The organism is Pseudomonas citronellolis, assembly GCF_029335315.1.
GTDB classification, from domain to species: domain Bacteria; phylum Pseudomonadota; class Gammaproteobacteria; order Pseudomonadales; family Pseudomonadaceae; genus Pseudomonas; species Pseudomonas citronellolis_A.
On the sequence record NZ_JARJLT010000080.1, the window covers coordinates 1 to 19,547 of the forward strand.

The 19,547-nt window shown below is 68.1% G+C and carries 19 protein-coding genes; 4 read left to right on the forward strand and 15 right to left on the reverse strand.

Going from position 1 to position 19,547, the window contains the following annotated elements; genetic code table 11:
* Positions 1 to 423: 423 nt before the first annotated feature.
* Positions 424 to 1,716 carry a dicarboxylate/amino acid:cation symporter gene (locus tag P3W75_RS07005; RefSeq protein ID WP_276226643.1) on the reverse strand — a complete coding sequence of 431 codons (1,293 nt, stop codon included), beginning with the start codon at positions 1,714 to 1,716 and terminating at the stop codon, positions 424 to 426.
* A gap of 350 nt (positions 1,717 to 2,066) precedes the next feature.
* Here P3W75_RS07005 and P3W75_RS07010 point away from each other — a divergent pair, with 350 nt between their 5' ends.
* Positions 2,067 to 3,068 carry an AraC family transcriptional regulator gene (locus P3W75_RS07010; protein ID WP_276226644.1) on the forward strand — a complete coding sequence of 334 codons (1,002 nt, stop codon included), beginning with the start codon at positions 2,067 to 2,069 and terminating at the stop codon, positions 3,066 to 3,068.
* 148 nt (positions 3,069 to 3,216) lie between these two features.
* Here P3W75_RS07010 and P3W75_RS07015 read toward each other — a convergent pair whose 3' ends face one another.
* From P3W75_RS07015 to P3W75_RS07035, 5 genes are all read right to left on the reverse strand, one after another.
* Positions 3,217 to 4,563, reverse strand: a complete 1,347-nt coding sequence (locus P3W75_RS07015) for an ATP-binding protein (RefSeq protein WP_276226645.1) — start codon at positions 4,561 to 4,563, stop codon at positions 3,217 to 3,219.
* Positions 4,560 to 5,237: a response regulator gene (locus P3W75_RS07020; protein WP_276226646.1), complete on the reverse strand. Its 678-nt coding sequence runs from the start codon at positions 5,235 to 5,237 to the stop codon at positions 4,560 to 4,562. Before P3W75_RS07020 ends, P3W75_RS07015 begins: the two co-directional genes overlap by 4 nt.
* A 55-nt stretch (positions 5,238 to 5,292) precedes the next feature.
* Positions 5,293 to 5,898 carry an outer membrane protein gene (locus P3W75_RS07025; protein WP_276226647.1) on the reverse strand — a complete coding sequence of 202 codons (606 nt, stop codon included), beginning with the start codon at positions 5,896 to 5,898 and terminating at the stop codon, positions 5,293 to 5,295.
* Between the two features lie 247 nt (positions 5,899 to 6,145).
* On the reverse strand, positions 6,146 to 7,342 hold the full coding sequence (locus P3W75_RS07030; protein ID WP_276226677.1) for a lytic murein transglycosylase: 1,197 nt from the start codon (positions 7,340 to 7,342) through the stop codon (positions 6,146 to 6,148).
* A gap of 14 nt (positions 7,343 to 7,356) precedes the next feature.
* Positions 7,357 to 8,028, reverse strand: coding sequence for a polysaccharide lyase family 7 protein (locus P3W75_RS07035; protein ID WP_276226648.1), 672 nt, complete (start codon positions 8,026 to 8,028; stop codon positions 7,357 to 7,359).
* A gap of 162 nt (positions 8,029 to 8,190) precedes the next feature.
* Between P3W75_RS07035 and P3W75_RS07040 the strand changes: the two genes are divergently transcribed.
* The 3 genes from P3W75_RS07040 (at position 8,191) to P3W75_RS07050 (ending at position 11,559) form a co-directional block, all read left to right on the forward strand.
* Positions 8,191 to 8,985, forward strand: coding sequence for a dienelactone hydrolase family protein (locus P3W75_RS07040; protein ID WP_276226649.1), 795 nt, complete (start codon positions 8,191 to 8,193; stop codon positions 8,983 to 8,985).
* Between the two features lie 270 nt (positions 8,986 to 9,255).
* Positions 9,256 to 9,963: a 4'-phosphopantetheinyl transferase family protein gene (locus tag P3W75_RS07045; RefSeq protein ID WP_276226650.1), complete on the forward strand. Its 708-nt coding sequence runs from the start codon at positions 9,256 to 9,258 to the stop codon at positions 9,961 to 9,963.
* Between the two features lie 237 nt (positions 9,964 to 10,200).
* Positions 10,201 to 11,559 carry an OprD family porin gene (locus P3W75_RS07050; protein ID WP_276226651.1) on the forward strand — a complete coding sequence of 453 codons (1,359 nt, stop codon included), beginning with the start codon at positions 10,201 to 10,203 and terminating at the stop codon, positions 11,557 to 11,559.
* A 272-nt stretch (positions 11,560 to 11,831) separates the two neighbouring features.
* Here P3W75_RS07050 and modC read toward each other — a convergent pair whose 3' ends face one another.
* From modC to P3W75_RS07095, 9 genes are all read right to left on the reverse strand, one after another.
* Positions 11,832 to 12,920 carry a molybdenum ABC transporter ATP-binding protein gene (modC, locus tag P3W75_RS07055; RefSeq protein ID WP_276226652.1) on the reverse strand — a complete coding sequence of 363 codons (1,089 nt, stop codon included), beginning with the start codon at positions 12,918 to 12,920 and terminating at the stop codon, positions 11,832 to 11,834.
* A 1-nt stretch (position 12,921) separates the two neighbouring features.
* Positions 12,922 to 13,602, reverse strand: a complete 681-nt coding sequence (gene modB, locus P3W75_RS07060) for a molybdate ABC transporter permease subunit (RefSeq protein WP_276226653.1) — start codon at positions 13,600 to 13,602, stop codon at positions 12,922 to 12,924.
* A gap of 15 nt (positions 13,603 to 13,617) precedes the next feature.
* On the reverse strand, positions 13,618 to 14,373 hold the full coding sequence (gene modA / locus P3W75_RS07065) for a molybdate ABC transporter substrate-binding protein (protein WP_276226654.1): 756 nt from the start codon (positions 14,371 to 14,373) through the stop codon (positions 13,618 to 13,620).
* Between the two features lie 160 nt (positions 14,374 to 14,533).
* Positions 14,534 to 14,896: a YidH family protein gene (locus P3W75_RS07070; RefSeq protein WP_276226655.1), complete on the reverse strand. Its 363-nt coding sequence runs from the start codon at positions 14,894 to 14,896 to the stop codon at positions 14,534 to 14,536.
* Between the two features lie 6 nt (positions 14,897 to 14,902).
* On the reverse strand, positions 14,903 to 15,766 hold the full coding sequence (locus P3W75_RS07075) for an MBL fold metallo-hydrolase (RefSeq protein ID WP_276226656.1): 864 nt from the start codon (positions 15,764 to 15,766) through the stop codon (positions 14,903 to 14,905).
* Complete coding sequence (locus P3W75_RS07080; RefSeq protein ID WP_276226657.1) at positions 15,763 to 16,188, reverse strand: DUF6691 family protein; 426 nt, start codon at positions 16,186 to 16,188, stop codon at positions 15,763 to 15,765. Before P3W75_RS07080 ends, P3W75_RS07075 begins: the two co-directional genes overlap by 4 nt.
* A 2-nt stretch (positions 16,189 to 16,190) precedes the next feature.
* Complete coding sequence (locus tag P3W75_RS07085) at positions 16,191 to 16,625, reverse strand: YeeE/YedE family protein (protein WP_276226658.1); 435 nt, start codon at positions 16,623 to 16,625, stop codon at positions 16,191 to 16,193.
* Between the two features lie 152 nt (positions 16,626 to 16,777).
* Positions 16,778 to 18,391, reverse strand: a complete 1,614-nt coding sequence (locus P3W75_RS07090; RefSeq protein WP_276226659.1) for an ATP-binding protein — start codon at positions 18,389 to 18,391, stop codon at positions 16,778 to 16,780.
* Positions 18,392 to 18,502: 111 nt separating this feature from the next.
* Positions 18,503 to 19,207 (reverse strand): response regulator, encoded by a 705-nt coding sequence (locus P3W75_RS07095; RefSeq protein WP_276226660.1) that lies wholly within the window; start codon positions 19,205 to 19,207, stop codon positions 18,503 to 18,505.
* Between the last annotated feature and the right edge of the window lie 340 nt (positions 19,208 to 19,547).

A 19,547-nucleotide genomic window follows, 5' to 3' on the forward strand; every position in this document is an offset into this window, starting at 1 on the left:
CAGGACGGAGCGCTCCGGCGCGCGCGGATACTCCTCAGGACCGTAGGGCGCATAACGCCTACGGCGTTATCCGCCGTTGCCGTCAACTCCGGCGCTCGGGCCTACGGCTCTGGTTTCCCGCGTTCGCGGGAATGACGGGGTGGCGAGGTGCTTTTCGTAGGATGGGTTGAGCTTGCGATACCCATGCGGCGGTGTTGACGGGTATCGCTTCGCTCAACCCATCCTACGACGCTACTCATCCTGTAGGAGCGGGCCACGCCCGCGAATCGCGCGCATGGCGCGCTCCTACGGGGAACCCTCAGGCACACGCTTCGCGCCCTCCCCAATGCCATTCGCTGCGCCCATAAAAAAGCCCGCTCGAAAGCGGGCTTGAAGAGAGGCACGACGCTTCACGTCGCCGCACCTAACCGGAGAACCGGGAAATCAGGCGACCTGGGCTTCCTTGGTCTCGAGGGCGGACGGGCCGGCGGCCAGTTCGCGGTCGAGCTGGGCGTGGTCCAACTGCTTGCACCATTTGGCCACCACCACCGTGGCCACGCCGTTGCCCACCAGGTTGGTCAGCGCGCGGGCTTCGGACATGAAGCGGTCGATGCCGAGGATCAGCGCCAGCCCGGCGACCGGCAGATGGCCGACGGCGGAGAGGGTCGCGGCCAACACGATGAAGCCCGAGCCGGTGACGCCAGCGGCACCCTTGGAAGCGATCAGCAGCACCAGCAGCAGGGTCAGCTGGTGAGTGATGTCCATCGGGGTGTCAGTGGCCTGGGCGATGAACACGGCGGCCATGGTCAGGTAGATCGAGGTGCCGTCGAGGTTGAACGAGTAGCCGGTGGGGATCACCAGGCCGACCACGCTCTTGTCGCAGCCCAGTTTTTCCATCTTGGCGATCATGCGCGGCAGCGCCGATTCCGAGGAGGAAGTGCCGAGCACGATCAGCAGCTCTTCGCGGATGTACTTGATGAACTTCAGGATGCTGAAGCCATGGGCGCGGGCGATGCCGCCCAGGACCACGAGCACGAACAGCAGGCAGGTGATGTAGAAGCACGCCATCAGCTGGCCCAGTTGCACCAGCGAACCCACGCCGTAGGCGCCGATGGTGAAGGCCATGGCGCCGAAGGCACCGATGGGCGCGACCTTCATGATCACGTTGATGATGTTGAACATCACCTGGGTGAAGCGCTCGATGAACTGGAAGATCGGCTGGCCGTAGCTGCCCATGCGGTGCAGGGCGTAGCCGAAGAGCACGGAGAAGAACAGCACCTGGAGGATGTCACCGTTGGCGAAGGCGCCGACCACGGTGTTGGGGATGATGTTCATCAGGAAGTCGATGGTGCTCTGCTTCTCGCCGGCGGCGGCGTAGGCAGCGATCTTGCTGGTGTCCAGGGTGTTCGGGTCGACGTGCATGCCGGCGCCCGGCTGGACCACGTTGACCACCACCAGGCCGATGATCAGCGCGAGGGTCGACACCACCTCGAAATACAGCAGCGCCATGCCACCGGTCTTGCCTACCGCCTTCATGCTCTGCATGCCGGCGATGCCGGTGACCACGGTGCAGAAGATGATCGGCGCGATAGCCATCTTGATCAGTTTGACGAAACCGTCGCCCAGGGGCTTCATCAGTACGGCGGTCTGCGGGTAGTAATGGCCCAGGGCGATGCCGATGGCGATCGCGAACAGTACCTGTACGTACAGGCTCTTGTAGAAGGGTTGCTTGGTCATTGCGGCAGCGTCCTCTTGGGCTGGCGGCCCGCCTTCCTGGCGGTGGCGCGGTACCCGAAGCGTTATCTCCCTTCAGTGGGAGAATTTGTTTTCGTCCTGCCCGTCGGCAAGCCTTGCAACCCTATTGGCAAGCCTTGTGCCATCTTTCAAAAATAAAAATAAACCTTAAATTTCAATAATTTATGAATTTTTCAATTGGCAGGGCAGGCCAGCTATTGGCGGGAACCCGCCATCGACGCGGCGGGAATCCCGCCACTTGGCGGGTATCCGCCAGGGACCTTCTGCCGTAGATTGGTCCGCGCCCGGTTCGCCGCCGGGCGACGACCCACGCAGCAGAACAAGGACAACCCATGCGTGAGCGCACCATCGCCAGCCATTTCGTTCGCGCCGCCTTGCGCGGGGCACTGCAGCAAGGCCGCGACGCCCAGCCCCTGCTGCGCGCCGCCGGCATCCAGCCGGCGCTGCTCGAGGAACCGCGCGCGCGGGTTTCGCCGGAGCAGTTCGGGCGGCTGATCCAGGTGGTCTGGGAAGACCTCGACGACGAGTACATGGGTTTCGGCGAAGTCCGCAGCAAGCGCGGCACCTTCGCCATGATGTGCCACGCCATCATCCAGTGCCGCACCCTGGAGAAGGCCCTGGGCCGGGGCGCGCTCTTCTACGACCTGTTCCCCGCCGCCCCGCGCATCGAGCTGCGGCGCAGCGGCGAGCGTGCCGAACTGATCCTCGACCACAGCCAGCTGCACGACCCGGAACACTTCCTCACCGAAAGCCTGCTGGTGATCTGGCACCGCCTGGGCAGCTGGCTGATCGGCCAGCGTATCCGCCTGGAGGAAGCCAGCTTCGCCTACCCCGAGCCGGCCCACGCCGCCGAATACGACCTGCTGTTCCCCTGCCCTCGGCGCTTCGACGCCGCCAGCACCGGGCTGAGCTTCCAGGCGCGCTACCTGGACATGCCGCTGTTGCAGGACGAGCGCAGCCTCAAGCACTTCCTCAAGGACTCCCCGGCCGACCTCCTGGCGCGCCCGGATGGCGGCGACAGCCTGACCAGCCAGATCCGCCGCCTGCTCGGCCGCGACTGCCGGCGCTGGCCGGACCTGGAAAGCGTGGCGCAGCAGCTGCACATGAGCCCGCAGACCCTGCGCCGCCACCTGCGCGAGGAAGGCCCGAACTTCCAGGAACTCAAGGACCAGCTGCGCCGCGACCTGGCCATCTACCACCTGGGCCGCGACGAGCTGTCGATCCAGGACATCGCCGAGCAGCTGGGCTTCTCCGAGCCCTCGGCGTTCCACCGCGCGTTCAAGAAATGGACCGGGGTGACGCCTGGGGCGTACCGCGCGCAGCAGGGGGAATGACCCACGCGCCCCTCCGCCGGAGTGCGAACCCGTAGGGCGCATAACGCCTATGGCGTTATCCGCCGTTCGCCTCGCGCACCGAGGTTGCGGCCGGCGGCGGATAACCGTGAACGGTTATTCGCCCTACGGTTGAGCCCAACCGCAGGCCCTACCCCGGCAAGCGAATCCGGAAACAGGCGCCGCCCAGCTCGGAATCGTCCAGCTCCAGGCTGCCGCCGTAGCTGTCGATGATGTCCATCACCACCGCCGTGCCGATGCCCTGGCCCGGGTGCTGGGCGTCCAGGCGTTCGCCGCGCTGGAGGATGCGCTGGCGCTGGTCCGGGGGGACGCCCGGGCCATCGTCTTCCACGCGCACCTCGTAGCCGCCCTTGTCCAGGCGCCGGGCGCTGATGCGCACGCGGGCCAGGCACAGGCGGTAGGCGTTTTCCAGCAGGTTGCCGAGCATCTCCAGCAGCGCGCCCTGCTCCAGCGGCAGGCTGAGGCTGGCGGGGAAGTCGCGTTCGAGGATCACCCGCTTGTCGCGGTAGACCTTGTCCAGCGCGCCGCCGAGGGTGTCGAGCAGCGGCGCCAGCTGCACGCGGTGGCGCACCAGGCCGCTCTTGCGCAGGCTGGCGCGTTGCAGCTGGTAGCCGATCTGCTGGCTCATGCGTTCGATCTGGCTCTGTAGCACCTGCACCTGCTCGCGGTTGCCCGGCGCGTTGGCGAGGTTTTCGCTCACCCCCTGCAGCACCGCCAGCGGCGTCTTCAGGCTGTGTGCCAGGTCCGCCAGGGAGTTGCGGTAGCGTTCGCGCTGGTTGCGCTCGCTCTCCAGCAGGCGGTTGAGGGAATCGGTGAGGCGCAGCATCTCGCTGGGGTGCTCGTCGCTGAGGCGTTCGCGGTCGCCGGCCTCGATCTGGTCGAGCTCCTCGCGCAGCCCGCGCATCGAACGGAACCCCCAGCCCAGGCCGAGCCAGAGCAGCCCGAGCAACAACAGCAACGCGCCACCGAGCCACACGTAGAGCTGTTCGCGGAAGCCGTGAACCAGCTCGCGGAAGGCGCTCACCGGCTGCATGGTGACGATGCTGTAGGCGGCCTGCTTGCCGCCCACCAGGTCGATCTCGATGTCGTAGACGAAGAACTCGTTGCCCCTGTCGTCGCGGGTGCGGGTGAAGAGGTCCACCTGGCCATCGTAGCTGGGGACGTAAGTGACGCTTTCGTCCTGGGTCGAGGACGAGCGCCAGACCAGCTTGCCCTGGCGGTCGTAGATGTAGCCCAGCAGCTTGGACTCCGGCAGGTTGAAGTCCTCCACCGCGAGGTGCTCGGGCATGGTCAGGCGGTCGCCCTCGATGCGCGCCGAAGACACCAGGGTCGCCACGTCCGCCGCCAGGCGCTGCTGGATGGCGTTCACCAGGGCGATGCTGAAGGCCCGCTGCAACGCCGGCAGCAGCGCCAGCATGAACAGCACCGCCAGGGCCGCGGCGCCGATCATCAGGCGGAACCGCAGCGAGCGGATCATCGGCAGCGCTCGGTGAACAGGTAGCCCTGGCCGCGCACGGTGTCGATCGGGCGGAAGCCCTCGTGCGACTCCAGCTTGCGCCGCAGGCGGCCGACCAGCACTTCGATCACGTTGGGGTCGCGCTCGTCGTCGTCCGGGTAGAGCTGCTCGATCAGCCGCTCCTTGCTCACCACCTGCTGGTGGTGGCGCATGAGGTATTCGAGGATGCGGTACTCGAAGGCGGTCAGGCCCAGGGTCTCGCCGCCCACGCTGGCCTGCTTGCGGTTCAGGTCGAGCAGCAACGGGCCGGCCTCGATGGTGGCCTGGACGAAGCCACTGGAGCGCCGCAGCAGGGCGTTCAGGCGCGCCTCCAGTTCCTCGAACTGGAACGGCTTGACCACGTAGTCGTCGGCGCCGGCGGCCAGGCCTTCGACCTTGTCCTGCCAGTTGCCGCGCGCGGTGAGGATGAGGATCGGGAAGCTCTTGCCCTGGCTGCGGAACTCGCGGATCAGGTCCAGGCCGCTCATGCCCGGCAGGCCGAGGTCGATGATCGCCAGGTCGTGATGGTATTCGGCGGCCCGGTACAGGGCCTCTTCGGCGTTGCCCACGGCGTCGACCACATGGCCCTGTTCGCCGAGGCGGGTGTACAGGTGATGACGCAGCAGCGCCTCGTCCTCCACCACCAGTAATTTCATGGGATTTCCTCCTTATGCGGAAGCCGGGCTGTGCGCCCGGCTTCCCTGCCCGTCATCAGAAGCGGTAGTTGGCACCCAGGTAGATCTGCGAGCTGCTGTGCAGGTCGAGCGATCCGGCCTTGGCCCCGCCGTGCGGGCTCATCTCCGTGCTGGCGTTGGTACGCAGGTAACGATAGCCGCCTTCCAGCGATGCGTTCTGACCGATGTTCTGCAGGATACCGGCCTGGGCGCCGACGGCGTAGCCGACATCGCTGTCACGGCTGTAGCCACGGGAGTCCTGTTCCAGCTTGGTCAGGCCGACGGTGCCGCCACCGAACAGCTTGGTGCCCTGGTCGTTCAGCGGCAGGAAGGCGTCGTAGCTGCCGAGCAGGTTCTGCTGGCGCAGCTTCATGCCACGGTAGGTGTCGGAGGTGTTCTCGTAGGTGGCGTAGTAGCGGCCCGTTTCGTTCTGCTGGCCGGCACGCACGCCCCAGGTGCTGCTGTTGTTGATCACGCTGTCCAGTTTCGGGTCGTTCAGGTTGCGGTTCAGCGCATCGGATTTCTGGATGTTGTTGCTGGTTTCACCCCAGGTCAGACCGACGAAGTTTTCCGAGGCCTGGGCGACGCCGACGGAGGCGCCGATGATGGCAGTGGCGAGAGCGAGCTTCTTCAGCATGTTCATGGTGTTTCTCCGTAAGGGATGTCTGTAAGTGGTTGACGGGATGCAGGTTAAGCGCGGGCCACTGAACGCAACCTGTCGCGCCGCTGAACCTTCCCTGAACGAACCACTTGTCCGCCTGTGCGGCGGTTGCGTATCCACCTACGGCGTTATCCGCCGTTTGACCTCGGTGTATCGGCGGGTAATCGCGAACGGTTATGCGCCCTCCGGTTTCGGGAGGGCGCGGTTTCTCGCGCCTAAAAGCACTGGTTCAGTGCGCGGCTTGCAGCGCCTTGAGAACCTTCTGCCCCGCGCGCCCGTCCGCCGGCTGCAGGCCCAGGCGCTGCTGCTCGGCCTGGATCGCGCGGCGGGTGTTGTCGCCGATCAGCCCGTCCGGCTCGCCGATCGCGTGGCCGCGCGCCAGCAGCAGTTGCTGCAATTCCTTGCGCTGGGCGCGGCTCAGGCCGGGGTCGTCGGTCGGCCAGGGGGTGCGCAGGCCCGGCTGGCCGCGCAGGCGGTCGGAGAGCAGGGCGATGGCCAGCGCGTAGCTTTCCGCCGCGTTGTACGAGTAGATCGCGTCATAGTTGCGCAGCACCAGGAACGCCGGGCCGGCCTTGCCGGTGGGCAGCAGGATCGCGGCGCGGGCGTCGCCGGCCGGCAGCGCGCCGCCGTCGGCGCGGGTCACGCCCATGGCTTTCCAGTCCGCCACCGTACGGCGCTTGGTGCGCCCGGCCTGGGCCTCGGCGAAACCGGCCGGCACCTTCACTTCGTAGCCCCAGGCCGCGCCCGGCACCCAGCCGGCCTTGCGCAGGTAGTTGGCGGTGGAAGCCAGGGCGTCCGGCACGCTGTTCACCAGGTCGCGGTGGCCGTCGCCGTCGAAGTCCTCGGCGATGCGCGCGTAGGTGCTGGGCATGAACTGCGTCTGGCCGAAGGCGCCGGCCCAGGAGCCGGTGATGCCGGCATCGCGCAGGTCGCCCTGCTGCAGCAGCTTGAGGGTGGCGAAGAACTCGCCCTGGAAGAACCCCTGGCGCCGCCCGTAGCACGACAGCGTGCCCAGCGAGACCAGCAGCGGGCGCTTGCCGGTGATGCGCCCGAAATCGCTCTCCACGCCCCACACCGCCGCCACCGTGTACTTGTCCACCTGGTACTGGCGGGCCACCCGTTCGAACAGCTCGGCATGCTGCGCCAGCATCGCCTTGCCGTCGGCCACGCGCTGCTCGTCCACCAGCCCGGCGAGGTAATCCCACAGCGGGGTGACGAACTCCGGCTGGGCGTCGAGCAGCGGGAGCACGCTGAGGTCGGCCTTGAGGTCGCCAGTGTAGCGCTGGTAGCTGGCGGCGCTCACGCCCTTGGCCGCGGCCTGCGGTTGCAGGCGCGCCAGGCAGGCGGAGAACTCGTCGGCGACGGCGCCCTGACTGAGCGGAAGGCCGAGGCCGAGCAGCAGGGCCGGCAGGATGCGGGAAGGCAGCATGGAAGGGTTCCTCAACGGTGCATGATCGACAGGGCGCTGAAGGTCGCCCGCCCGCCTTCGCTGGCGGGACCGCGATTATCCTGCAGATACAGCCCGGCCTTGAAGTACAGGCCCTGGTACGCCCAGCGCGGATCGAGCTGGCGGACCAGGCGCTGGTCGTTGACCTCGATGCTCAGCACGCCGCTGCGCGACACGCCGATGCGGTAGTCGAAGCTGCGCCCCAGGGGAATGCCGTCGAGCACCGTGTAGGTGATGGCGGTGGCGTCGCCCGGCCGTTCGCGAATCTGCGCCAGCACCCGGCCCTGGTCCAGGCGCAGCTGGTAGACCAGCTTCAGCAGTGGCGCGGCGTCGCCGCTGCCGGCGCCGTCGCTGTGGATCTGGCCGATCACCATGCGCCGCATCGACGGCACCGCGTCCACCTTCAGGGTGGCGCGCAGCAGGCTGTCGACGTTGGGGTAGCGCCAGGTATAGGGCGCGCCGTCGCTGCGCGTCTCGCGCAATTCGGTGCGCGGGAATTCGCTGTTGCGCGTGTGGCTGCCGTTGACCGGCACCCAGAATTCCACGCCGTCGGCGCTGCGGTGGAAATACGGGCTCTGGTAGTCGCGTTGCAGCGCCGGGGTGGCGATGGTGGTGGCCGGGCGGCCTTCGGGGAGGGTCAGGTTCCAGGTACTGAGGTCGAACATCCGCTGTGGGTTCCGCTGGCACGACAGGCAATGCCGGCAAGGGTAGCCGATAACCCGTCGGCCCGCCCACGTGCCGCGTGCTAGAGCGCTCGGCGCCAGCCGAACGGGAGAAATCCCGGCGAGCGGCTATCTTTTCAGGTTCCCCCTACGGAGAACCTTCCCATGCGCCTGCTCGCCACCTTGCTGCTGCTCGGCCTCAGCCTCGCCGCCCAGGCCGAGATCAAGACTCAGGAAATCCCCTACCAGGCCACCGACGGCACCAAGCTGATCGGCTACTTCGCCTACGACGACGCCCAGTCCGGCATCCGCCCCGGCGTTATCGTGGTCCACGAGTTCTGGGGCCTGAACGACTACGCCAAGCGCCGCGCCCGCGACCTCGCCGCCCTCGGCTACGCCGCGCTGTCCATCGACATGTACGGCAACGGCAAGCACACCGAGCACCCCAACGAGGCCACCGCCTTCATGCAGGAGGCGCTGAAGAACGCCGACGCCGCCAAGGCGCGCTTCCAGGCCGGGCTCGACCTGCTGAAGAAACAGCCGCAGACCGACCCGAGCAAGATCGCCGCGATCGGCTACTGCTTCGGCGGCAAGGTGGTGCTGGACATGGCCCGCCAGGGCCTGCCGCTGCTCGGCGTGGCCAGCTTCCACGGCGTGCTGGCCACCGCCACCCCGGCGCAGCCGGGGGCGGTCAAGGCCAAGGTGCTGGTCGAGCACGGCGGCGCCGACAGCCTGGTGCCGGCCGACAGCGTCGCCGCCTTCAAGCAGGAAATGGACGCCGCCAAGGCCGACTACCGCTTCGTCGTGCAGCCCGGCGCGAAGCACAGCTTCACCAACCCCGACGCCGACAAGCACAAGGGCCACGGCCTGGACGTGGGCTACGACAAGACCGCCGACCAGAAATCCTGGGCCGATCTGCAAGCCTTCCTCAAGCAGATCTTCGACCTCAAGGCCGGTTGAGGCGGGCAAAAAAAACGGGAGCCCGTCGCCGGGCTCCCGCACTCAATTCAGTGAAAAAGCCGGAGCACGCGGCTCCGACAACAACCTCACCTGCGTTCCTCGGGGGAACGCAGGGCGCAGTGTGGCAACTTCCCACCCCGGCTTCCGTAGCGCTTGCGTTACCCTTTGCAAGGGAATGTAAAGGCTTTGTGACCGGCCGGACGGGACTGTGCGGTCAGCGTCCAGGCGAATCCGCTGGCGGGACGCGCGCCCGGCGGGCAGAATCCCGGCATGCTCGATATCGACGATTTCCTCACCCCGCCGCAAGCCCACTGGCCCCTGCCCCAGCCCCTGCCGGGCGCCCTGCTGCACAGCTGCCGCTTCGACCCGCAGCGCCTCGACGCCGAGGCCTTCGCTCGGCACGCCGTGGACCTGCCGCCGACCATCGGCCGTGCGGTGGCCAAGCGCCGCGCCGAATTCCTCGCCGGGCGCCTCTGCGCCCGCGCCGGCCTGCAGGCCCTGACCGGGCTCGCGCAAACGCCGGGGCTGGCGGCCGACCGCGCGCCGATCTGGCCCGGCGCCATGGCCGGCTCCATCACCCATGGCGACCACTGGGCCGCCGCCGTGGTGGCGCGCCGTGAAGACTGGCGCAGCCTCGGCCTGGACGTCGAAACCCTGCTCGACGACGCCCGCGCCAGCCGCCTGGTCGAGGAAATCCTCACCCCCGCCGAGCGCCAGCGCCTCGACCCGCACCAGCTGGCGCTGGGCGTGACCCTGACCTTCTCGCTCAAGGAAAGCCTGTTCAAGGCCCTCTACCCGCTGGTGGGCCGGCGCTTCTACTTCGAGCATGCCGAGTTGCTGGAGTGGGACGACCAGGGCCACGCGCGCCTGCGCCTGCTGCTCGACCTCTCCGCGGAATGGCACGCCGGCCGCGAGCTGGACGCCCAGTTCGCGCGCTTCGACGGGCGCCTGCTGAGCCTGGTGGCGGTGCCGGGCTGAAGCCCGCCGGCGAACTTTATTGACTTGAAAGTCAGAATCTGGCGTCATGCACGCCGTCCCGCCGCCCGGCGGTAGCCCTCCCCTTGCCTGAAGCCGCCGCTTGCCCGGCGATCAGCGCCAGGTCTATCGCTATATAGAAAAACACATAGCGATTCGACTACCCTGGCCGGCACCGCGCCGGGTCGAGGTAGCCCGGCGCCAGGACACAACAAGAACAGACCAAGGAGCACGACAACAATGAAGCGATCCACCCTCGCCCTGGCCATCGCCGCCGGCGCCCTCGCCCAGCAGGCCAACGCCGCCGGGTTCATCGAGGACAGCAAGGCCAGCCTTGGCCTGCGCAACTTCTACATCAACACCGACAACCGCAACGGCGGCTCGCCGAACAAGCAGGAGGAATGGGGCCAGGGCTTCATGTTCAACTACGCCTCCGGCTTCACCCAGGGCACCGTCGGCGTCGGCGTCGACGCCCTCGGCCTGCTCGGCCTGCGCCTGGACGGCGGCGGCAACGCCAACAAGAAAGAGCTGGACCGCCAGCCCGGCACCATCTTCCCGCTGGACAGCGACGGCACCGCGGTGAACGAATTCAGCAGCCTGGGCCTGACCGCCAAGGCCAGGGTGTCGAAGACCGAGTTCCGCTACGGGACCCTGCAGCCCAAGCTGCCGGTGGTGGTGTACAACGACGCGCGGCTGCTGCCGATGACCTACGAGGGCGGCCAGGTCACCTCCAACGAGTTCAAGGACCTGACCCTGATCGGCGGCCAGCTGACCCACACCAAGGGCCGCAACTCCACCGACTGGCGCAGCATGTCCATCGCCGGCGCCAACGGCAGCAGCGCCAGCTCCCGCGACAGCAACAAATTCTACTTCGCCGGCGCCGACTACAAGGCCGGCAAGAACCTCACCCTGCAGTACTACTACGGCGAGCTGGACAACTTCTACCAGCAGCACTTCCTCGGCCTGGTGCACAACTGGGCGATCGGCCCCGGCGTGCTGAAGAGCGACCTGCGGGTGTTCATCAGCGATTCCGACGGCAACAACGCCAGCGCCGCCGGGCGCAAGGACGGCTATGTCAGCAGCGGCTACTACGGCAACGGCGTGACCAAGGGCGAAGTCGACAACAACGTCTACAGCGGGCTGTTCACCTACAGCCTCGGCGGCCACAGCCTGGGCGCGGGCTACCAGGTGCTCACCGGCGACAGCGACTTCCCCTACCTGAACCGCGGCGACGGAGAAGGTACCAGCACCTACCTGCACTCCGACGCCCAGCTGTTGAAATTCAACCACGCCGGCGAGCGCACCTGGATCGGCCGCTACGCCTACGACTTCGCCGACCTCGGCGTGCCGGGCCTGACCTTCAGCGTGCTCTACCTGAACGCCGACGACATCAAGACCGGCCGTGGCGACCAGGGCGAATGGGAGCGCGACATCGCGCTGGGCTATGTGATTCCGCAGGGCACCTTCAAGGGCCTGGGCTTCGCCTGGAAGAACGCCACCATGCGCAGCGGGTTGCCGGTCAGCGGATCGGGAACCGCAACGCAGCGCGACCAGGACGAGAACCGTTTGATCGTCAGCTATACGTTGCCGCTGTTCTAAGGGCATTGGGCGGTCTTTCTCTTCGTAGGAGCGAGCTGCAAACCTGTAGGAGCGGCCCATGGCCGCGATTCGCGCGCATGGCGCGCTCCTACAGGTGAATCGGCTCGTCCTTCTGGACGGGACTGAAAACCCGTAGGGCGCATAACGCCTACGGCGTTATCCGCCGGTACCGTCGGTTGCGGCGCCCTACGGTTCCAGGGAAGCACGATCGTAGGAGCGGCCCATCGCCGCGATTCGCGCGCATGGCGCGCTCCTACGGATTGATTCCGACCCTACGCCAATACCGCCACGGACTTGATCTGCGCCCACAGCGTCAGGCCTTCGCGCAGGCCCAACTGGTCGGCAGAGAAGCGGGTAATGCGCGCCAGCAATGGATTGCCGGAGACTTCCAGGCGCACCAGCAGGTGTGCCGGATTGTCGGTGGTGGCTATTTCCATCACCGTCGCCGGCAGGCGGTTGAGGACGCTGCTGTGCTCCGGGCGCTCCAGCGCCAGGCTGACATCGCGGGCCTGGACCTTGATGCGCAGCGCCTTGCCCTCCGGCAGCGCCGCGTGGGCCAGGCGGATGCGCTCGGTGCCGCCGGGCAGGCCGAGGTCGAGCAGGCCGTAGCTGGCGTCGTGGCCCAGCACGCGGCCGTCGATCACCACGCCGGCGTCTTCCAGCAGCGAGGTCGGCAGGTCGGTACGCGCCAGGGTCTCGCCCACCGGGCCGCTGGCCAGCGCGCGGCCGGCTTCCAGCAGCACCAGATGATCGGCCAGGCGCGCCACCTCGTCGGGGGAGTGGCTGACATAGAGGATCGGGATGTCCAGCTCGTCGTGCAGGCGCTCCAGGTAAGGCAGGATTTCCGCCTTGCGCTTGAGGTCCAGCGCCGCCAGCGGCTCGTCCATCAGCAGCAGGCGCGGGCTGGTCAGCAGCGCGCGGGCGATGCCCACACGCTGCCGCTCGCCGCCGGACAGGTGGCGCGGCATGCGCTCCAGCAGGTGGCCGATGCCGAGCAGTTCGCAGGCCTGCTCCAGCTGTACACGGTGCTCGCTGGCCGCCACGCGCTTCATGCCGAAGCGCAGGTTGCGCCGTACGCTCAGGTGCTCGAACAGGTTGGCGTCCTGGAACACGTAGCCCAGGGCGCGCTTGTGCGGCGGCAGGAACACGCCATTGTCGCTGTCCTGCCAGGTTTCGCCGTTGACCAGCAGGCGCGCCCGGCGCGGCCGCTCCAGGCCGGCCATGCAGCGCAGCACGGTGGTCTTGCCGGAGCCGGAGTGACCGAACAGCGCGGTTACCCCGCGGCCGGGCAGGCGCAGATCGACGTCCAGGGAGAAGTCCCGGTACTCGAGGAGGAAACGCGCTTCGATGGCTGCCGGCATCTCAACTCCAGGCCGAGCGAACGCGCCGCGTGGAGTACAGCCCCAGCAGCACGAGGAAGGAGAACACCACCATGCCGCCGGCCAGCCAGTGCGCCTGGGCGTACTCCATGGCCTCGACGTGGTCGAATATCTGCACCGAGACCACGCGGGTCCGGCCGGGGATGTTGCCGCCGATCATCAGCACCACGCCGAACTCGCCGACGGTGTGGGCGAAGCCGAGGATGGCGGCGGTGACGAAGCCCGGCCGCGCCAGCGGCAGGACCACGCTGAAGAAGGTGTCCAGGGGGCCGGCGCGCAAGGTCGCGGCGGCCTCCAGGGGGCGTTCGCCGATGGCTTCGAAGGCGTTCTGCAGCGGCTGCACCACGAACGGCAGCGAGTAGAACACCGAGCCCACCACTAGCCCGGCGAAGGTGAACGGCAGGCGCCCCAGCCCCAGGCTTTCGGTGAGCTGGCCGATGAAGCCGTGGGGCCCCATGGTGATCAGCAGGTAGAAGCCGATCACCGTCGGCGGCAGCACCAGCGGCAAGGCCACCAGCGCGCCCAGCGGGCCCTTCAGCCAGGAACAGGTGCGCGCCAGCCACCAGGCGATCGGCGTGCCGAGCAACAGGAGGATAAAGGTGCTCAGGGCCGCCAGCTCGACGGTCAGGCGGATAGCCTGGAAATCCTCCTGGGTCAGGGGCATGGGCGCCGTCCCGGTTCAGATTTCGTAGCCAAAGGACTTGATCACGGCGGAGGCCTTCGGCCCCTTCAGGTACTCGACCAGGGCCTTGGCGGCGGCGCTGTCCTTGCCCTTGTCGAGGATCACCGCGTCCTGGCGGATCGGCTCATGCAGGTTGGCCGGGACGATCCAGGCCGAACCGCTGGTGACCTTGCCGTCCTTGTAGATCTGCGACAGCGCGACGAAGCCCAGCTCGGCGTTGCCGGTGGACACGAACTGGAAGGCCTGGGTGATGTTCTGGCCCTCGACGATCTTGCCGGCGACCTGGTCCTTCAGCCCCAGCTTGTCCAGCACCTGGGTGGCGGCCAGGCCGTAGGGCGCGGCTTTCGGGTTGGCGATCGACAGGTGCTGGAACTCGTTCTTCTTCAGCACCTCGCCCTTGGCGTCGACGTAGCCGGCCTTCGGCGACCACAGCGCCAGGGTGCCGATCGCGTAGGTGAAGCGCGAGCCCGGCACGATGGCCTTTTCCTGTTCCAGCTTGGCCGGGGTGCTGTCGTCGGCGGCGAGGAACACCTCGAAGGGCGCACCGTTCTTGATCTGCGCGTAGAACTGCCCGGTGGCGCCGAAGGAGGCCACCAGCTTGTGCCCGGTGTCCTTCTCGAAATCCTTGGCGATGGCCTGGATCGGCGCGGTGAAGTTGGCCGCCACGGCCACCTGGACTTCATCGGCCAGCGCCGCGTGGGCGCCCAGGGTGCAGGCCAGGGCCAGGGAAAGACGCAGGAAAGTGCTTTTCATCGATTGCTCCGGGCAGTGAGGAATTATGGGTAGAAGCCGGGTTGCGAAACGCCAGCACCGTTATATCAAAAACCACATAACGATGAACGCGACAAATCGTCGGGCGCGGCGCCATTCTGCACTTATTGACCTCAAGGTCAACTTATCGACGAAAAGCGCTCTACAACAGCAGGTACACCGACAACAGGACACCCAGTGCGGCCACCGCCAGGTTCAGCCATGGCCCGGCGTTCACCCGGTAGCCCGGGGGAATCTCCACCGGCTTCAGCCCGCGCACCACGGCGCGGTACTGCAGCGCCGAGGCGCTGGCGGCGAAGCAGCCGAGCAGGATGAACGCCAGCCCCAGCCAGAACGACAGGCGCTGCGCCGAGGCGGTCTCCAGGTCGGCGTGCATCAGCCGCAGCAGCAGGCCGGCGCGTTCCACCACGAAGCCGAAGGCGATCAGCGCCAGCGCCGTGCGGCTCCAGGCCAGCAGGGTGCGCTCGGCGGCGAAGAGCACGCGGGGGTCGTCGAGTGCGGACATGCGGCCTCAGAACTGGTCCAGGGGAATCTTCAGGTAGCTCACGCCGTTGTCCTCCGCCGGCGGGCGGCGCCCGGCGCACAGGTTGAGCTGGATCGCCGGGAGCATCAGCGCCGGCATGCCCAGGCCGGCGTCGCGGGCCTGGCGCATGGCCACGAAGGCTTCCTCGGCCACCGCCTGGCGCACGTGCACATTGTCCCGGCGCTGCTCGCCGACGCTGGTTTCGCAGCGGAACTCGTCGCGCCCCGGCGCCTTGTAATCGTGGCACATGAACAGCCGGGTGGCGTCGGGCAGCTGGAACAGGCGCTGGATGGAGCGGTACAGGGTGCGCGCGTCGCCGCCGGGGAAGTCGCAGCGGGCGGTACCGTAGTCGGGCATGAACAGGGTGTCGCCAACGAAGGCCGCGTCGCCCACCAGGTAGGTCACGCAGGCCGGGGTGTGCCCCGGCGTATGCAACACCTGGATGGTCAGCGCGCCCAGCGGCAGCTCGTCGCCCTCGCGCAGCAGGCGGTCGAACTGGCTGCCGTCGCGGCGGAAGCCCGCGTCGAAGTTGAACAGCTTGCCGAAGGTGGTCTGCACCCCGGTGATGCCGGCGCCGATGGCGGTGGTTCCGCCCAGTTGCTCCTGCAGGTAGGCCGCCGCCGACAGGTGATCAGCGTGGGCGTGGGTTTCCAGCAACCAGTCCACCCGCAGGCCCCGCTCGCGCACATGCGCCAGCAGGCGATCGGCGCCGGCATGGCCGATGCGCCCGGCCGCCGCGTCGTAGTCCAGCACCGGGTCGATGATCGCGCAGGCGCCGCTGCCGGGGTCGCTGACCACATAGCTGTAGGTGAAACTCTGCGAGTCGAAGAAAGCCTCGATGACGGCGCTCATGCCGCCCTCCCCGGCCGCCGCTGCAGCCACTCGTACACGCCCATGCCGGCGAGCATCGCCACCACGAACAGACCCGACTGCCAGTAGCCGGCGCCCAGGCCGACCAGCGCCGGCCCCGGACACACGCCGGCCAGCCCCCAGCCGGCGCCGAACACCAGGCTGCCCAGCAGCAGGCGACGGTCCGGCCCGCGCCGGGGCGGCAGCTGCATGGCGCCGCCGAGCAGGTTGCGCGAGCGCCGCTTCGCCAGGGTGAAGAACGGCAGCGCCGCGCCGATGGCGCCGAACATCACCAGCGCCAGCGACGGGTCCCAGGCGCCGCCCAGGTCGAGGAAGGCCAGCACCTTGGCCGGGTCGGCCATGCCGGCCAGCAACAGGCCGACGCCGAACAGCAGGCCGCAGAAAAAGGCGCTCAATCGGGCCATGCTCAGGCTCCCAGCAGGTGGCGGACGAAGAAGACGGTGGCGAAACCGCTGGCCATGAAGCACAGCGTAGCCGCCAGCGAGCGCGGCGACAGCCGGGCCAGCCCGCACACCCCATGGCCGCTGGTGCAGCCGGCGCCGAATCGGCTGCCCAGGCCCACCAGCAGGCCGGCCGGCAGCAGCCAGGGCCAGGCCGTGTCGAAATGCAGGGTCGGCAGTTCGCCGAAGGCCAGCCACAGCAGCGGCGCCAGCAGCAGGCCGAGGAGGAAGAAGAAACGCTCGCCCCGCCCCGCGCGGTCCTGCGTCAGCAAGCCGCCGAGCAGGCCGCTGATGCCGGCCACGCGGCCGTTGAGCATGGCGAACAGGCCGGCCGCCAGGCCGATGGCCACGCCGCCGGCCAGGGCGCTCCAGGGGGTGAAGGCAGTCCAGTCGACGCTCATGGGCAAGACTCCGCGAAAAACAATATATGAAAATATATAATGTATTTTCGCAGACTATCAACCGCCGCGCGTCACTCCGTCGGCGCCTGGCACGACTCCTTCGGCGCCTGACTCACTCTTTCGGCGCCTGACTCACTCTTTCGGCGCCTGACTCACTCTTTCGGCGCCTGACGGCGCGGCCAGGCGAGGGTGAAGCAGGCGCCGCCGAGGTTGTGGCTGCGCGACACCGAGACCCGCCCGCCGTGCCAGCGGATGATCCGCCGCACGATGGACAGCCCCAGGCCGTGCCCGCCGGTAACCCGCGTGCGGCTGTCGTCGACCCGGAAGAACGGCGTGAACAGACGCTCCCAGCGGTCCTCGGGCACGCCGGGGCCGTCGTCCTCGACGTCCACCTGGCAGCGGTCCAGGCTCACCCGGTAGCTCACCCGCACGCGCCCCTCGGCGTAGCGGATGGCGTTGCTCAGCAGGTTCTGCAGGGCGCGGTGCAGGTAGCGCGGCTCGGCCTCGATCCAGCTGCCCTGGTCGAACGGCACCAGCGCGCCGGCCTCGCAGCTGACCAGCACCTCGCGGCGCAACGGGGCGATCTCCGCCACCGCCTGCTCGACCAGCGCGCCCAGTTCCAGCGGCTGGTAGGTGAGCGCCGGCGACCCCTGCTCCAGGCGCGCGTAGGTGAGCATCTCGTCCACCAACTGGTCGAGGTCCTGGATATCGCCATCCATCCCGGCCAGGTATTTGCTGCGCGACTTGTCGTCCTCGGCCGACTCGATCATCTCCAGCCCGAAGCGCAGCCGCGCCACCGGCGTGCGCAGCTCGTGGGACACCGCGCGCACCAGCTCGCGCTGCACGCCGATCAGCCGCTGCAGCTGCTCGGCCATATGGTTGAAGGCCCCGGCCAGGCGCCCCACCGAGTCGCTGCCGGTGACCTCCACGCGGGTGTCCAGGCTGCCCCGGGCGATGCGCGAGGCGGCCGATTCCAGGCCGCGCAGGCGCTGCTCCAGGCGGCTGACCAGGAGGAACAGGGTGAGGCCGATCAGCGACAGCCCGACCGCCGCGATCAGCAGCAGCAATTGCGGCGGGTAGGGGTTCATCTGGTAGATCGGCCCCAGCTCCAGCACCCAGGGCGTGTCGACGATGCCGGCCACCACGCGGATCGAATCGCCGTTCTTGCCCAGCGCCAGCACCGTGTCGCCCTCCTCCACGCGGCGGCTCTGGTCGTCGTCGAGGTCGATCTCCTTGAGCCGCAGCAGGTGCACGTCGAAGCCGAAGCGCTTGTCGCGGACGATGCGCGCCAGGTGGTAGGGCTGCTCGGTGGCCGGGTAGCGGCGCAGCTCGTCCATCAGCATATAGATAGTGGCGCGCGCCAGCTGCTCGCTGACCTGCTCCACCTCGCCGGTGAGCACCAGGCCCTCCTGCAGGCTGGCCTGGGTATAGATGCGCACCTGGTGCGGGCCGTCGGCCTCCACCAGCACCTCTTCGTTCATCAGCCGCGCGCGCTCGCGGCCGTCCATGCCCAGGCCGTCGAGCTTGCGCAGGCTCAGCGGAATGCCCATCAGGCGGCTCCACTGCAGCAGCGCGCGCTTGCGGTCCACCTCCTCCATCGGCGCCAGCTCGTCGGCCATCAGGCGGAAGGTGCCGCGCGCCAGCTCCTCGCGGTAGCGGTCGCCGCGCACCTCGTTGACCAGGTGCAGGGTCAGCACGCCGAGGCCGGCGACCAGCACCAGGGTCAGCAGCATGCCGCCGTAGATGCGCAGGAAGATGGATTTCATCGGCGGTCCCCTGGGAGGCCGGGTTCATAGGGCGGTGTGAAGTCGCTGGGTTCCCAATAAACAGCCACCATGGCGCGCGCATGCCCAGGCATGCGAATCAGGGAAAGCCCCCTACTGCTCGCCAACGAACAGGTAGCCCTTGCTGCGCACGGTCTTGATCAGGCGCGGGTGCATCGGGTCGTCGCCGATCTTCGGGCGGATGCGCGAGATGCGCACGTCGATGGAGCGGTCCTGGCCGTCGTATTCGATGCCGCGCAGGGAGTTGAAGATTTCCTCGCGGGAGAGGATGCGCCCGGCGTTGGAGGCCAGCAGCCAGAGCAGGTCGAACTCGGCGCTGGTCAGCTCGATGGTCGCCTCGTCCAGCCAGGCTTCGCGCATGCCGTTGTCGATCACCAGCTTGCCGAAGGTCAGGCGCTTGCTGGAGGCCACCGGCGCCACCTCGCCGCCGTCGCTGCGCCGCAGCAGCGCGCGGATGCGCGCCAGCAGCAGGCGCGGGCGCACCGGCTTGCACACGTAGTCGTCGGCGCCCATCTCCAGGCCCTGGACCTGGTCCATGTCATCGGTGCGCGCGGTGAGCATCAGGATCGGGCCGTCGTAGTCCGGGCGCAGGCGCCGGCAGATCGACAGGCCGTCCTCGCCAGGCAGCATCAGGTCGAGCACCACCAGGTCCGGCCGTTCTTCCAGCACGCGGTCGACCGCGCGCGCGCCGTCGGCCTCGACGCTCACCTTCAAGCCGTTGCTTTCCAGGTAATCCTGGGTCAGCTCGGCCAACCGCTGGTCATCCTCGACAATGAGGATTCGCGCCTCTTGCTCCACACCGCCTCCCACTGCACCTGAACGGGTCCGTCACGCACCGCCGCGAGGCGGCCGCAGGGGCCGCGAAGCCCGTACGGACGTGCCGCATTGTAGCCAGTAAGCCGCGCCCCTGGCACTGGCCCGATGCGACTGGGCATAACCACAAGATATTGTGGTAGGGTGCGCCCCGTGATAGGCAGCGGCCGGCACCGAAAAAGGTTACGCACTCGTGACGAACGGTGAAATTCAGCGGCGGTGCGGCCTGGCGCGATCCCCACGCGATCACGCACACGCCACGCACAATTTATCCACAGGTTTCCCCCAGCTCGTCAGCTTGCAAAGGCCCCGGCAGCGCATTATC